Source organism: Afipia massiliensis (assembly GCF_014203115.1).
Taxonomy (GTDB): domain Bacteria; phylum Pseudomonadota; class Alphaproteobacteria; order Rhizobiales; family Xanthobacteraceae; genus Afipia; species Afipia massiliensis.
The window spans coordinates 251,802-265,709 of sequence record NZ_JACHIJ010000006.1 but is presented as its reverse complement, the minus strand read 5'-3'; the positions used below and the strand labels follow the sequence as shown (position 1 = coordinate 265,709).

Below are 13,908 nucleotides of genomic sequence, written 5' to 3'. Positions count from 1 at the left end.
AATTACTGCTCTCGTATTTCAGCGTCCCTTTGCCATCACGTAAAAATTTCACTTGGCCGGGCATGTGACTGCCGTGCCACAGCGCTGAAAAGATTCGACATTCATCCGCCAGAATATGGCGTCTGCGCTCAGTGAGAAGACGACCCCAAATCGATCTGCCACACGTTCCACGCTGAGGTCTCAGTCGCCCGGTCGGCGACGGAGCATCGAGTAGTGGGTGGGGCATGGGGTGCGTTGAGAGGATCGCGGCGATCAAGCGCGCCGCATTCGCCCTGTTGGCTGGCGGCATTCTGGCCGTATCGGCGGCCTCAGGCGCATGGGCGTCCGCAGGCTGTGACGCGGTCAACAACGGCGAACTCGACTTATCCGCGTCCACCTCGACACCGATGGCCTGGAAGACCATCACCGGCAAGCGGTTCAGCCCCGGCGACGTGCTGACCACGACAGCCCGCACCAATGACGGCACGCTGAACTACGTCTATCTGGTGTTCACGGACGGCAGCCAACGGCGCGCGGAGAGCACCAATCCGACGAACTTCTCCACCTTCACGCTCACCGCGGCGGGCAATGAGTCCGCCATTACCGCCTATATCTACAATGGCGGTTCAGGCGGCGGTGCGAACTGGATCACGGTCGCCTGCACGCCGGGCCCGGCCAATGCCAGCCTCACCGAAGTTCAGGCGACGCCAAACCCGAGCGTCGCGGGACAATCGGTCTCTTTCACCACCACCGTGACAGGCACCGCATCGAACGGCACTCCGAACGGCACCGTGACCATCAATTTCGGCGACGGCAACTCGTCGACGGTGACGCTAAGCGGAGGCACCGCAACCGCAACCCACACCTATGCGACCGCCGGCAGCAAGAGCGTGACCGCGAATTACAGCGGGGACAGCACCAACTATGTCACCAGTTCCGGAAGCCTCACGCAAACCGTCAACAAGGCAGCCAGTTCGCCAAGTCTCAACATATCGCCGTCGCCCGGTGTTGCCGGTCAGGCTTCGACATTCTCGGTCACGGTCTCCGGCGTATCGGGTGTGCCAACTCCGACCGGAACGGCGACGCTCAATTTCGGCGACGGCTCATCCCCAGCTGTCCTCACGCTCAGTGGCGGCACAGCCAGCACCACGCACACCTATGCGACCGCCACGAACTTCACCACGGCCCTGACCTACAACGGCGACACGAACTACACCAATGCAACGATCACCGGTCCGTTCACCGTAGGACAGGCGACATCGGGCACTTCCGTCAGTTCATCCGCCAATCCGAGCCCGTTCGGCCTGCCGGTGACCTTCACCGCGAACGTCACCGGCCTGAACCCTACCGGCACCGTGCAGTTCTTTGATGGCGCGACGCTGATCGGATCGGGCACATTGAGCACGGGTCAGGCAACGCTGACCACAAGCGCCCTGACGCCCGGTGCGCGCTCGATCACCGCGGTCTATGGCGGCGATTCCAACAACAACGGCTCGACATCTCCGGTCCTCTCCCAGACCATCAGTCTCTCCAGCACGACAACGGCGCTGGCATCATCGAAGAATCCAAGCGATGTCGGCCAGCCGGTGACCTTCACCGCGACCGTCACAAGCGCGGGCGGAACGCCGCCCGGTACGGTGACTTTCATGGACGGAGCAACGACGCTTGGCACCGTCGCGCTCACCGGCGGCGTGGCGACGCTCACGACGGCGGCGCTTACGCTGGGCAGTCACACCATCACGGCCAGTTTCAGCGGCAGTCCGGGCTTTACGAGCGGCACGTCATCGCCACTGGTTCAATCGGTGAACATTCCCGCGGACAGTTTGAAGCTGCGCGCACTCCAGGCCATGGCCACGCCCATGGTGAGCCAGTTCTCCGGTCAGGCGATTTCTGGCGCAATCGACAATGCCATCGCTGAAGGTTTCAGCGACGGCGGCGGATCGCTGGTCAGCCCGAACAACAGCGGTATCCGTTTCAACTTTTCCGCCGAGAGCCGTGACGACGACCAGAAAGCGTCATCGAGCGTCGGCTCCTCCGCACCGTTTGGCAGCGCAAGTTCGTCGCAGGCGGGCGGCGTAACGTCAACGAAGTCGTCGCGCGTCGAGGATGCGTTCGGCGCCCTCGCCTATGCCTCGCCAATAAAGGCGCCGCGGCGTTTTACCGAACAGCGCGAGTGGCTCGGCTGGGCTGAAGTGCGCGGTGCGACGCTCGACCGATGGAGCAGCAGCGGTACGGGTGCCCCCTCAACGCTCTACGGCAACCAGATCAATGCGCTTGCCGGTCTCACGCGCAAACTCGCGCCGAATTTCCTGATCGGCGCATTCGGCGGCTACGAGACATTTGAGTATCGTTCGGATCAATTGCAGGGCCGCCTGAAGGGCGACGGCTGGACCGTCGGCAGCTATCTCGGCTGGAAGATCACGCAGACCCTGCGCTTCGACGCAGCGGTCGGCTATTCCGGCATCGGCTATGACGGAACCGCGGGCACAGCTTCCGGCACCTTCAACGGCAATCGCTGGCTGGTGTCGGGCGGATTGACGGGTACCTATGAAAGCCACGGACTGCAGATCGAACCGTCTGCGCGCGTATACGCGTTGTGGGAGCACGAGAACGCCTACACCGATACGCTCGGCACGCTGCAATCGGCACGCGACTTCTCCACCGGCCGCGCCAGCGGCGGACTCAAGCTCGCCTATCCGGTGATGTGGTCTTCGGTCGCCGTCGCGCCGTATGTCGGATTGTACGGCGACTATTACTTCAACAGCGACAGCGCCGCCGTGCCGGTGGCCAGCCTCGCAACCGTGTCAGCCGCCATTCTTGACGGCTGGTCGGCACGTGTCGCGAGCGGCGCGAATTTGAAATTTGCCAACGGCGCGCAGATATCCGTCGGCGCGGAGCGTGGCGGACTCGGCAGCAGCAATGGTGCAGCTCTCTGGACTTATCGCGCCCGCGCGTCGATGCCATTCTGAGGTCGCGGCCATGCACAACATGCCGCCATCGCTTGCAATTGCGCTCCGGCTGACCGGCGCGATCTGGATCTTCGGCGTCGTTGCGATGCTGATGCAGGCGGACACGCGTGTCGTGATCGCCGTTTTCATCGTCGGCCTGGTGACGGCGGTCGCCGAATGGATCGCCGCCGGAAAAAATCCACCGCCGGCTGATGCGGCGGATGATGACGCGAACTACGCCTGACGTTCCGGCGTCGTCAGCGTGAGGCCTTCGAGATCGTCAGTAACCTTGATCTGGCATGACAGGCGCGAATTCGGCCGCACGTCGTAACCGAAATCGAGCATGTCCTCTTCCATCGGCGTCGGCGAGCCGACCTTCTCACGCCAGGCTTCATCGACATACACATGGCAGGTCGCGCAGGCGCATGCGCCGCCGCACTCAGCCTCGATTCCGGGAATGGCGTTGCGGATCGCCGCTTCCATCACGGTCGCGCCGGCCTCCACGTCCACGGAACGGGTTGTGCCTGTGTGATCGGTGAAGTTGATTTTGACCATGATTTGTCGTGCTGCCCGGATAATTCAGATTGAGCAGTCCTATAACGGGTCAATCCGCCAGATGCTAGTGATCCGGTTCTGCCATTCGTACCATATCTTTAGCAGGCACCTTTACGAATGGCAGAACCAAAGGATCACTAGAACCAATAGTTTGCCAGTGTCCCTTCGTATCCGACGTTCGCTCGGAAATTGCTGCAGAGTGAAGCGAACGTCGGATACGGGACACTGGATCTGCCGGGGGATAAAAGCCGTGCGGAAACGCCGGTCAGGACCGGTTCAACATCCGTCCGATGGTGACCTGGGCTTCCTCGACAGTCTGCTGCAGCAGAGTGATCGCGCTCGCCACGTCGCCATTGTTCTTCATGGCAGCTTCGACGCCGAGAGCGGCTTCCGCGACCCGGAAAGCGCCGATGGCGCGTGCGGACCCCTTCAGCGTATGCGCCAGTGCGGCGGCGTCAGGCGGGTTGGCTTTGAGCCGGGTAACCAGCTCCCCGCTCTGGGCCGAAAAAAGCGCGAGAACTTCGGCCTCAAGCGCGGCTTCGCCGAGCGTCATGCGTCCAAGATGCTGGACATCGATGGCGGAGTCTTCCGGAACGAGCGGTGGCGACGGCATCCAGTTCAACCGCTCCAAATTGAGTGACATGACACATCCGAGATTGCTGACGGCGCCGGGTCAACCGGCGGAAAACACCCTCAAGCAATCACACCAATGGTTAACGAAATGTATCAGCCATTCGCCATCATTTAGCCATGTTTTCGCCGTGCCGCCGCCTAGAAATACCAAAGTGCTTTTGAAAACTGTTGATTTCTTAAAGTGTTAACCCTTGCGCCGTTAACGATGATTAAAAATCTATTAACTCCTGCCATTTCATTCGACCGACCGAGCCAATAGGATGTTTGCGGAAGTGCGGGACAACCGGCGGGACAAATCGGCGACGTAACTTCGTTTCGGCCGACGGTATCGGGGAACATTCGAAGGCGCGCGGCCTCTGCCGTGGTGCCACTGCGGATGCGTAAAAAATAAAGGCGTGCGGGACACATGGCAAAAAATCCGAAGGTCAAGGATCCAACCGAAGTCGCTCTCTCGGCGATCCAGGAAGCTCTGAACATCGGCGACCTGCCTGAGACCGACAACGGCCGGGACAATCACTTGCGCAACGAACCCTCGCTCGGCTCCGCCACCCGCGGCCCTGACAGCCGTGGTTCTGACAACCGTGGCTCTGATCTGCGCCAGCCGGCCGACGATCTCGGCGCTCCCGCCTTCGACCGCCTTCCCGCGAACGACGACCGCGAGACCATCGGCACCATTCTCCAGGCGATCCAGAAGGGCCGCCCGCGCCGCAACGCCTACACTGTCGCCACGCTGTTTTCCGGCCTGTGGATCGCAGGCGTCGGATTCCTCGCCTTCGCATTCCTGCCCGCGCTTGAATCGGTTGCCGGCCAGGGCAGCGCCGGCGCTCTGGCGATGATCGGCCTCATCGCCGTTCTCGTCGCACCGCTGCTGCTGTTCTATTTCCTTGCCAGCATGGCGTGGCGCAGCCAGGAAATGAGCATGATCGCGCAGTCCATGGCGCAGATGGCCGTGCGTTTCTCCGAACCCGAACATGTCGCCAACGGCTCGATCGTGACAGTGGGCCAGGCGATCCGCCGCGAAGTCGCCGCGATGGGCGACGGCGTCGAGCGCGCGATCGCGCGTGCCGGCGAACTCGAAGCCCTCGTTGCCAACGAAGTGTCGTCGCTTGAGCGCGCCTACAGCGACAACGAAGTGCGCATCCGCGCCCTGCTCCAGGACATCGCGGTTCAGCGCGACAACCTCGTCGGCCAGGCCGAACAGGTCCGCAACGCCATTTCCGGCGTGCAGATCGATCTGCGTCAGGACATCGCCCTGATCAGCGACGCCATCGCATCGCGCGTCGATGAAGTGGCCAGCAGCATCACCGGCGCGCTCGAGGAGCGCAGCGAACACATCACCCGCGCGCTCTCCAGCGCCGGCGACAACATGATCATTGCGCTCGGCGAGCGCGGCGGCGACCTGCTCGACCGCCTCGAAGAAGCCAGCACCCAGACCGCCGCTGCCGTGCTCGACGCCAGCGAAAAGCTGACCGCCAGCCTCAATTTCAAGACCGGCCACGTCCACGAGGAATTCGCGGACCTCGCCGACCGCGTTCACGACTCGCTGAACGAGCGCCTCGACAAGATGACCGGCGAGTTCGAGGAGCGCTCGACCGGAATCGTCGACGGCATCGCCTCGCGTTCGGAAGATATCGTGCGAAGCGTTGTCGACCGCACCGAACGCATCTTCGACTCGATGAAGAATTCGAGCGATTCCCTGCTGTCGGAACTCGACGTGCGCGGCGCCACCCTCTCCGAGCAGATCGACGAAGCCGGCAACCGGCTGGCCGATCGCGTGCTGACCAGCGGCGACAAGGCCAGCGAAGCGCTCGACGTCACCATCAGCACGCTGGTGGCGAAGGTCATGACCCAGACCGAAAGCGCCCACGAGACGCTGAGCAACCAGATCGGCCTGTTCGACGGCCTCGTGAAAGAACAGGGTACCGAACTGGCGGAACGGTTCGCGCGCGACAGCGGCACGCTGGGCGCCCTCATCACCCGCCACATCGCCGAGTTCGACCGCACCGTGAAGACCTATGGCGGCGAGATCGTCGAACGCATGGGCGAGCGTACCCAGGGCCTGGCCGACAGTCTCAAGACCTATGTCGACACCTTCGACAGCCGCGTCACCACCCATGGCGACCAGCTTCATGCCAAGCTCGACCAGAGCCTGGACGGCTTCAAGTCTGCGGTTGAAACCCGCATCGACAATCTCGACAACTCGCTGCTCGGCAAGGTCAATGCGCTGGACGAAACCGTCACCAGCCGCACCAAGGCGCTCGAGGAATCGTTCGACGCTCGCGCCGCCGCCTTCGGCGAGACGGTCAGCGGCCGTGCTGCGTCCTTCACCTCGGTAATGGATTCGCGCACCAGCGCCTTCACCGACGCGATCGACAACCGCGCGGTGGCGTTCACCGAGAAGCTCGACACCCACACCGACGCACTCGGCAAGATCTTTGACAGCCGCGCCGCCACGTTCACCGAGACCGTGGCGACCCACACCGCGGAGATCGCCAAGACGTTCGACACCCGCACCGCCGAATTCACCGAAGCGGTCAGCAACCAGACCGCGGCGTTCAAGGAAACGATCGACTACCGCACCACCGCCTTCACCGACACCATCGACGGCCGCACCACCGCGTTCGCCGATCTCATCGATGCGCGCACCGTCGCCATCACCTCGCGGATCAACAACGGAGCGGAAGCCTTCACCACCGTGGTAGATGCCCGCACCGCCGCGATCACCGAGGCATTCGATACCCGCACCGCAGCCTTTGCAGACATCGTCGAGGCGCGAACCAACGCGGTCTCCGACGCCTTCGATACCCGCACCGCCGCCTTCGCCGACATCGTCGACACCCGCACCTCATCCGTGGTGCAGACCTTCGACAGCCGCGCCGCGGCGTTCGTGGCCGTGGTCGAGAACCGCTCCGCGACCATCGCCGATGCGATGGAAAGCCGTGGGGCGCAGGTCATGAGCCTGATGACCAGCGGCGTCGACGACATGGCCAACGCCGTGTCGGTCCGCGTCAAGGACATCCAGAACAACCTGGAGTTCAATGTCAGCTCCCTCGCCTCGGACATCAGCGCCCGCGTTGCGCAGTTCGAGAACCTGCTCGATACCCGCGTCGAGGCTGCCGCCAACCGCGTCACCACCAGCGGCCAGCATGCCGCCGAGGCGATAGGCTCCCGCTCGGACGAACTGTCGCTGACGATCAAGTCGCGCGTCGAGGAAGCCGAGCGCATCCTGACCGGCCTGATGGCCGATACCACCGCGACGGTTCAGGGAGGCGCGCGCGCCGCCCAGCAGTCGCTGCTGTCGCTGTCCAGCGACGTCGGCAACCAGCTCAAGGCTGTCTCGAGCGAAGTCAGCACCGAGCTGAAGACCGTCTCCAACGAGGTCGGCTCGCAGCTTCGCGGCATCACGGGCGATGTCGGCACCCATCTGCGGGATATTTCCGGCGAGGTGGGCTCGCACCTTCGCAGCGTCTCCGGCGACGTCAGCACCAGCCTCAAGGCCGTCTCCACCGACCTCGGCAACAGCCTCAAGACGGTCTCCGGCGATGTCGAGCGCAGCATCCAGATGGCTGCCCGCGAAGCCGAGAACACCCTCACCGTCGCATCGACCGGCGCGACCGCGCAGATCAAGTCGGCCTCCGCCGAGATCGAACGCACCATCGCTGTCTCGACCGACCGCTTCGGCTCGACCCTCACCGGCAAGGTCGAGGCGATCACCGACGGCGTGCGCGAGCACACCGAGCAGCTCGCCCAGCTTGTCGACAGCAAGCGCAGCGCACTGGTCGACGCCATCGGCAGCAAGGCCGCCGAGATTTCGACCACCATCGGCAGCGCCGCGGATTCCGCGCTCAAGTCGATCGAAAACCATGGCGGCGCCTTCACCGTCGCGATGATGAACAACAGCTCCGATCTGGCGCGCCAGATCAACACCGCCAGCGAAATCGCCATCGGCGCCGTCAGCAAGTCGCTGAAGGACATCGACCAGACCTCGCGCGCGGCGATCGACCAGTCGCGTCAGGTGGCGACCTCGACCATCAACGAGCTGCAGGAAACCAGCAAGATCCTGCGCACCGACACGCTTGCCCTGTTCGAGCGGCTGCGCGAAGGCAACATCCTGTTGCAGGAAGTGCTCACCGGCGCGCACGACAACCTCAACTCGCTGGAGCGCACGCTCGTCACGCGGGTCGCGGAATTCGTCTCGACGATGAACGACGTAACCAGCCGCAACGGCGAATCCACCTCTACGCTGGAGCAGCAGCTCGGAACCTTCACCTCCAAGACATCAGGCGCGCTGGAGAACCTCAACGCCCTCTCGGTGCAGTTCGAGAACCACGGCCGCGCGCTGGCCGAGGCCGCGACCCTGTTGGAGAAGAGCAACGAACGCGCCGGCGACTCCGTTGCCGACCGTAACGCCATCCTGGAATCGCTGATCTCGAACATCGACCTGCGGACCCACGACCTCGATGATCGCCTCTCCCGCTTCACGAACCTGCTCGACGACTCGCTCGCCGCAGCCGAAACGCGGGCGCGCGACATCGCGCAGATCGTGGCGCAGACCGCAGGCTCCAGCTCGGCGGAAGTCAGCCGCCAGTTCGAAGCCGTGCGCATGGCCGTCGAGGACGAACGCCGCCAGACCTCCGAAGCGATGTCCGAACTGTACGACCAGGGCACGCGCGAAGCGGACAATATGTTCCGTCAGGCTGCCGACAAGTTCTCGACCATCGTGCACAGCATGAAGCAGATGGCCTCAGAACTGCACAGCGAGCTCGACGCCACCCGCGCCGAACTGCGCCGGGGCGTGCTCGAAGTGCCGCAGGAAGCCGCCGAGAGCACGGCGCATATGCGCAAGGTCATCGTTGACCAGATCGAGGCGCTCGCCGAACTCAACCGGATCGTCGCCCGCCACGGCAAGGGTCTCGACGTTGCCACCGGCAACCGTGGCGTCCGCGAAGATGAACTTGCGATCGCCAGCAACGGCGGACGTCAGGAGGCGGTCTCCCGCCCTGCGCCGCGCCCGCGCGACATCACCAGCGCATCGAGCCTGCCGCCGCCAGAATTCGGTCCGGCCAACCCGGCTCCGCGCCGCACGGAAGCGCCGTCGGTCGCCCCGGCCGCTTCGGACCGCGACGGATGGCTGTCGGATCTGCTGAACCGCGCCGACACCGACGACGGCCCGCGTGGCCGCGCCGCTGCCGCCCCGCGTCAGTCTGGAAATCCGCTGGAAGCGCTGTCGCTCGACATCGCCCGGCTGGTGGAGCGCGAGCTCGCAGCGGAAATGTGGGATCGCTATCAGCGCGGCGAACGCAAGGCGTTCTCCAAGCGGCTCTACACACCTGCCGGCCAGAAGGCGTTCGACGAGGTCGCCCGCAAGTATCGCGCCGACCGCAACTTCAAGCAGACGGTGGACCGTTACATCAACGAGTTCGAGCGGCTGCTCGACGAAGTCTCGCGCGACGAACGCGGACCGGCGGCGCTGCGCAGCCACCTCGTGTCGGAAACGGGCCTTGTCTACACCCTGCTCGCCCACGCGGCGGGACGGCTGGGGTAAGACTCGGACTTATTTCATCGGCTCCGGCCGGTGAAGTGATCGAACAACAAGCGGAGGCGCAAGCCTCCGCTTTTCTTGTTGGCTACAGGAAGATGAAACGAGAGTGTTTCAACACATTCGGCCGTCATCACCGGGCGTGTCCCGGTGATCCACGTCTTCACTCATTGATCCAAAAGTAAGGCGTGGATGGCCGGGACAAGCCCGGCCATGACGAAGTGTGGGAAGCGCAGCGCCCGCCACACATGCAATGTCGTCCCCGCGAAAGCGGGGACCCAAACCACTGAGCGTCGTGGCAAAAGCGAGAAGATCGCTCCAGCATCTCCACCACATCGATGGCTTAGGGAGTATGGGTCCCCGCTTTCGCGGGGACGACGCGGTGAGATTCCGAAATGACAATGAGCCTGTAGCCTGCAACATTTCGTGATGGGGATACCAATCCCCGCTCTCCGAACCGCTCGTATGTTCGGCGTGTCCTGTTCGTGAGGGGCGCTTCTCGAGGGCGCTCATGAGGCGGAGCAGGATGCGGTGCCTGCGCGCGTGGTTCGCAACCACACGTCCGGGAGGCTGGGGTCACCGTCCGGGCCAACTACGTGGCTCTGCCGTTCGCGGCTGGACGCGGCGAGGATGAAGGCGGCGAAAGCCGGCCGGATCGGGACGTGAGAGCGTCCGTCCTCACCCGGAAGTACGGTCCCCTCGCCCAAAATCCCGCAATGGAGCGCCGCAAGGCGATGCGCTTCCGGAAACACATCGCCTCGCAAGCGGTGCCGGAAGCGAAACAAGACAAGGCGCGCCTCGCGGCGCTCCATGCCCCTCGTTTCAGGGGCAAGGCAAGGGCTCACCTCGCGCAATTAAAGCGCGGGAGCGATGATGCGTGGCTGTTTGAAAATCGAATCTGGAATGATGAGGTGATGCACACCAGCGCAACACCCACGATCGTCATCACCGGGCTTGTCCCGGTGATCCACGTCTTGCCTGTATATCTCAAGAAAAGACGTGGATGGCCGGGACATAGGCGAGCGGAAGCGACGCCGTTCTTCGAACGGCTATGCCCGGCCATGACGAACTGTGGCTGGGCGGGTTGAGTGCCACATACTCAATGTCGTCCCCGCGAAGGCGGGGACCCATAACCACCGAACGAGGTGATGATGGTACGAAGCCTGCTCCAGCAGGCCCCTCAATCGAGAGCTTAGGGAGCAAATCGAGAACTTAGGGAGTATGGGTCCCCGCCGGAGCCTGTCATCGGGCCGGCGAAGCCGGACCCGTTGGCGGGGACGACCCGGTTGAGAGATTCCGTGGAAACCTCATCGAGATCACCGGGACAAGCCCAGTGATGACAACTCGTGAATTGAGTGCAGCGAACCAATACTCAGCGGCTTACCAGCCGTTACCGCTGCCGCGCGCGGGCATCGGCGGGGTTCCGGGCCGGAGTTGGAGCCGGCGGCGGGGCCGGTGCGGCATCCTTTTGCCCAGCGCCGAACAGCACGCGGGTCGGGTTGCGGTCGAAGTTGTTCACCGCGCGGCTGATGTCGGCCAGCGTGCGGCGGCCGTCGATGATCAGGCCGGCGGAGCGCTTGTCGAGGTTGTCAGCGAGTTCGCGGAACGACTTGGCGGCTGCGTGCAACTCGCCCTTCTCGCCCATCAAGCCATCGACGCCCGCCATGATGCTGTCGATGCGCGCGGAGTTCGCCGCAAGGCTCTTCGAGAACGCTTCGATGTTGGTCATGCTGTTGTGCAGGGTCTCCTGGTTGTCGAGAACCAGCTTGTTGACGTTCTGCAATACGCCGCGCACCGCCTCGCCGATGTCTTGGATCGCGTTGGGATCGGCCGTGAGCGTCGGCACGCCGTCTTCGGCGACCGGCACGCCGCCCGCCTCGATCGAACCGCCCTTGAGCGACACCGACGACACGCCGGTGAGACCCGCGAACTCGAGGCCGACCAGCGAGTCCTTGCGGATCGGCGCGGACTTGTCGACGTTGGCGATCACGACAACGCGCTTTGGATCATCGAGCTTGATCGAGGTGACTTCACCAATCTTGATGCCGTTGAAGTTGACGTTGCCGCCGGTGCGCAGGCCGGAAGCCGCGCCCTCGAACACGATGCGCAGCGGGATTCGCTGAGCCGCCGCACCAAGGTTCTGGAACCAGAACACAAAGCCAAACGCCGCGGCAACCACCGCCAGCGTGAACGCCCCGATCAGGACGAAATTTGCCTTTGTTTCCATCAACTTAACTCCAAATACGCAATATAATTACGCGATCACGGCCCGGGCGCGATTGCCATGAAAATAGGCCCGCAGCCAAGGATGCTGCGAGGCCAGCATGTCATCCATCGTGCCTACCAAGAGAACCTTGCGATCCCCCAACACTGCAATCCGGTTGCAGGCCGTTTTAAGGCTGTCGAGATCATGGGTTACCATAAAAACGGTCAGCCCCAAAGTACGCTGCAACGTCATCACAAGCTGATCGAAATCACCGGCGCTGATCGGGTCGAGGCCGGAGGTCGGCTCGTCGAGGAACACGATTTCCGGGTCGAGCGCGAGCGCGCGGGCCAGCGCCACGCGCTTGATCATGCCGCCCGAGAGTTCCGACGGGAACCGGTCGGCGACTTCCGGCTTGAGGCCGACCATGGCGAGCTTGGCGATGGCGATTTCATCGAGCAGCCGCTCGGACACGTTCATGAACTCGCGGACCGGGAACTGGATGTTCTGGCGTACGTTCAGCGACGAGAACAGCGCGCCGTGCTGGAACAGCACGCCCCAGCGGCGTTCGACCGCGCGGCGCTGGTCCTCGTTCGCCTTGCCCATATCGACGCCGAACACCTCGATATTGCCGGCGAGCTTCGGGATCAGGCCGATGATCGTGCGGGTCAGCACCGACTTGCCCGCGCCCGACGCACCGACGAAACCGAGAATCTCACCGCGCCGCACGTCGAGATCGAGGTGATCGAGAATGAGGTTCTCGTTCAGCTTCACCGTAAGGTCGCGGACACGGATGATCGCATCGTTGGAATAGGACGCCATGGTCGCCACCTCAAATATTGATCGTCGCGAAGAAGATCGCGAACAGGCCATCCATGACGATGACGAAGAAAATCGATTTCACCACCGATGCCGTGGTGTGCTGGCCGAGCGACTCGGCGCTGCCTTTCACGGCAGCGCCCTCGACGCAGGCGACGACGCCGATCACCAGCGCCATGAACGGCGCCTTCACCATGCCCACCGTGAAATGATTGATGGAAATCGCTTCCTTCAGGCGGACCAGAAACGCGTCGGGCTGCACGCCGCCGTAACCCCATGCGACAAGACCGCCGCCGTACAGCGCGGCCATCGCGCCGAGGAAAGCCAGAATGGGCATGGCGATGATCAGCGCGACGATGCGCGGCAGGATCAGCACCTCGGTCGGATCGAAGCCCATGGTGCGCAGCGCGTCGACTTCCTCGCGCATCCGCATCGAGCCGAGTTCCGCCGTGTAGGCGCTGCCCGAGCGACCGGCGACCATGATCGCCACCAGCAGCACGCCGAGTTCGCGCAGCACCAGCACGCCGAGCATGTCGACCACGAACACGTCGGCGCCGAACTTGCGGAAATGGAAAATGCCCTGCTGGGCGATAATGCAGCCGATCAGGAAGGTGATCAGCACCACGATCGGCACCGCGCGCCAGCACACCTGTTCAAGGTGGTGGATCATCGAGGTGAAGCGGAAGGTGGTCGGGTGGCGGATCACCCGGAACAGCGCGTTGAGGATCGCCCCCAGCATACCGATCAGGCCGACCAGCGTACCGCCGACGTCCACGACGCTGCGGCCGATACCGTCAAGCATGCCAAGCAGGGTTTGCCGCTGGCGCTTGTGAACGACGCCGGACTTCACCTGGCGGACCTCATTCACGAGGCTCGCGTAGTTGGCGGACAGGCCGGCCACATTGGGTTCGATGCCGCCCTGGGTCAGGCTGCGGCGCAGCCGTTCGATCAGCCAGGCCCCGAAGGTGTCGAGATTGGAGACCTGCGACACGTCGATCACGATGTTGGCCGGACGGCCGGTCAGCCGTTCGGTGTCCTCGACGATCTTTTCGAGGTCCGGCGCGTGGTGGACGGTCCATTGGCCGGTCGCGCGCAGCGCGAGACCCGCGCCGACGTTCACCTGCTCCAATGTCGGATTGCCGTTCAAGCCCAACTCCTGTGTCGATCCCGTGCCCGGTTGATCAAACAACCTACCACGATGCCGACAATCTGTACGGGGATGCTGCTAAGAG

9 protein-coding genes are annotated in these 13,908 nt (G+C 63.6%); 4 read left to right on the top strand and 5 right to left on the bottom strand.

The window, feature by feature from the left end:
* Positions 1–224: 224 nt before the first annotated feature.
* Both HNQ36_RS20815 and HNQ36_RS20810 read left to right on the top strand, forming a co-directional pair.
* Positions 225–2,948 carry an Ig-like domain repeat protein gene (locus HNQ36_RS20815; protein ID WP_184088277.1) on the top strand — a complete coding sequence of 908 codons (2,724 nt, stop codon included), beginning with the start codon at positions 225–227 and terminating at the stop codon, positions 2,946–2,948.
* Between the two features lie 10 nt (positions 2,949–2,958).
* Entirely contained in the window at positions 2,959–3,171 is a 213-nt protein-coding gene (locus tag HNQ36_RS20810) for a hypothetical protein (protein ID WP_184088275.1), read from the top strand.
* Here HNQ36_RS20810 and HNQ36_RS20805 read toward each other — a convergent pair.
* Together HNQ36_RS20805 and HNQ36_RS20800 are read right to left on the bottom strand one after the other, a co-directional pair.
* Positions 3,162–3,482, bottom strand: coding sequence for a 2Fe-2S iron-sulfur cluster-binding protein (locus tag HNQ36_RS20805; protein ID WP_046827083.1), 321 nt, complete (start codon positions 3,480–3,482; stop codon positions 3,162–3,164). The two genes, HNQ36_RS20810 and HNQ36_RS20805, sit on opposite strands and share 10 nt — an antisense overlap.
* 265 nt (positions 3,483–3,747) lie before the next feature.
* Complete coding sequence (locus tag HNQ36_RS20800) at positions 3,748–4,125, bottom strand: Hpt domain-containing protein (RefSeq protein WP_184088273.1); 378 nt, start codon at positions 4,123–4,125, stop codon at positions 3,748–3,750.
* Positions 4,126–4,521: 396 nt separating this feature from the next.
* Between HNQ36_RS20800 and HNQ36_RS20795 the strand changes: the two genes are divergently transcribed.
* Together HNQ36_RS20795 and HNQ36_RS20790 are read left to right on the top strand one after the other, a co-directional pair.
* Positions 4,522–9,660, top strand: coding sequence for an apolipoprotein A-IV repeat region-like domain-containing protein (locus tag HNQ36_RS20795; protein ID WP_184088271.1), 5,139 nt, complete (start codon positions 4,522–4,524; stop codon positions 9,658–9,660).
* 710 nt (positions 9,661–10,370) lie between these two features.
* Positions 10,371–10,742, top strand: a complete 372-nt coding sequence (locus HNQ36_RS20790) for a hypothetical protein (protein ID WP_184088269.1) — start codon at positions 10,371–10,373, stop codon at positions 10,740–10,742.
* Between the two features lie 302 nt (positions 10,743–11,044).
* On the opposite strand, the gene HNQ36_RS20785 is transcribed toward HNQ36_RS20790, so the two are convergent.
* The 3 genes from HNQ36_RS20785 to HNQ36_RS20775 are packed head-to-tail and all read right to left on the bottom strand — an operon-like array spanning position 11,045 to position 13,823.
* Positions 11,045–11,881 carry an MlaD family protein gene (locus tag HNQ36_RS20785; protein WP_184088267.1) on the bottom strand — a complete coding sequence of 279 codons (837 nt, stop codon included), beginning with the start codon at positions 11,879–11,881 and terminating at the stop codon, positions 11,045–11,047.
* 27 nt (positions 11,882–11,908) lie between these two features.
* Positions 11,909–12,679 carry an ABC transporter ATP-binding protein gene (locus HNQ36_RS20780; protein WP_184088265.1) on the bottom strand — a complete coding sequence of 257 codons (771 nt, stop codon included), beginning with the start codon at positions 12,677–12,679 and terminating at the stop codon, positions 11,909–11,911.
* A gap of 10 nt (positions 12,680–12,689) precedes the next feature.
* Positions 12,690–13,823 (bottom strand): ABC transporter permease, encoded by a 1,134-nt coding sequence (locus HNQ36_RS20775; RefSeq protein ID WP_184088263.1) that lies wholly within the window; start codon positions 13,821–13,823, stop codon positions 12,690–12,692.
* Positions 13,824–13,908 lie beyond the last annotated feature (85 nt).

Excerpts from the sequence above, each read along its gene's own strand:
- HNQ36_RS20780 (WP_184088265.1), bottom strand. The coding sequence starts at position 12,679 with ATGGCGTCCTATTCCAACGATGCGATCATCCGTGTCCGCGACCTTACG.
- HNQ36_RS20800 (WP_184088273.1), bottom strand. The coding sequence starts at position 4,125 with ATGTCACTCAATTTGGAGCGGTTGAACTGGATGCCGTCGCCACCGCTC.
- HNQ36_RS20805 (WP_046827083.1), bottom strand. The coding sequence starts at position 3,482 with ATGGTCAAAATCAACTTCACCGATCACACAGGCACAACCCGTTCCGTG.
- HNQ36_RS20795 (WP_184088271.1), top strand. The coding sequence starts at position 4,522 with ATGGCAAAAAATCCGAAGGTCAAGGATCCAACCGAAGTCGCTCTCTCG.
- HNQ36_RS20810 (WP_184088275.1), top strand. The coding sequence starts at position 2,959 with ATGCACAACATGCCGCCATCGCTTGCAATTGCGCTCCGGCTGACCGGC.
- HNQ36_RS20790 (WP_184088269.1), top strand. The coding sequence starts at position 10,371 with ATGGAGCGCCGCAAGGCGATGCGCTTCCGGAAACACATCGCCTCGCAA.
- HNQ36_RS20815 (WP_184088277.1), top strand. The coding sequence starts at position 225 with ATGGGGTGCGTTGAGAGGATCGCGGCGATCAAGCGCGCCGCATTCGCC.
- HNQ36_RS20785 (WP_184088267.1), bottom strand. The coding sequence starts at position 11,881 with ATGGAAACAAAGGCAAATTTCGTCCTGATCGGGGCGTTCACGCTGGCG.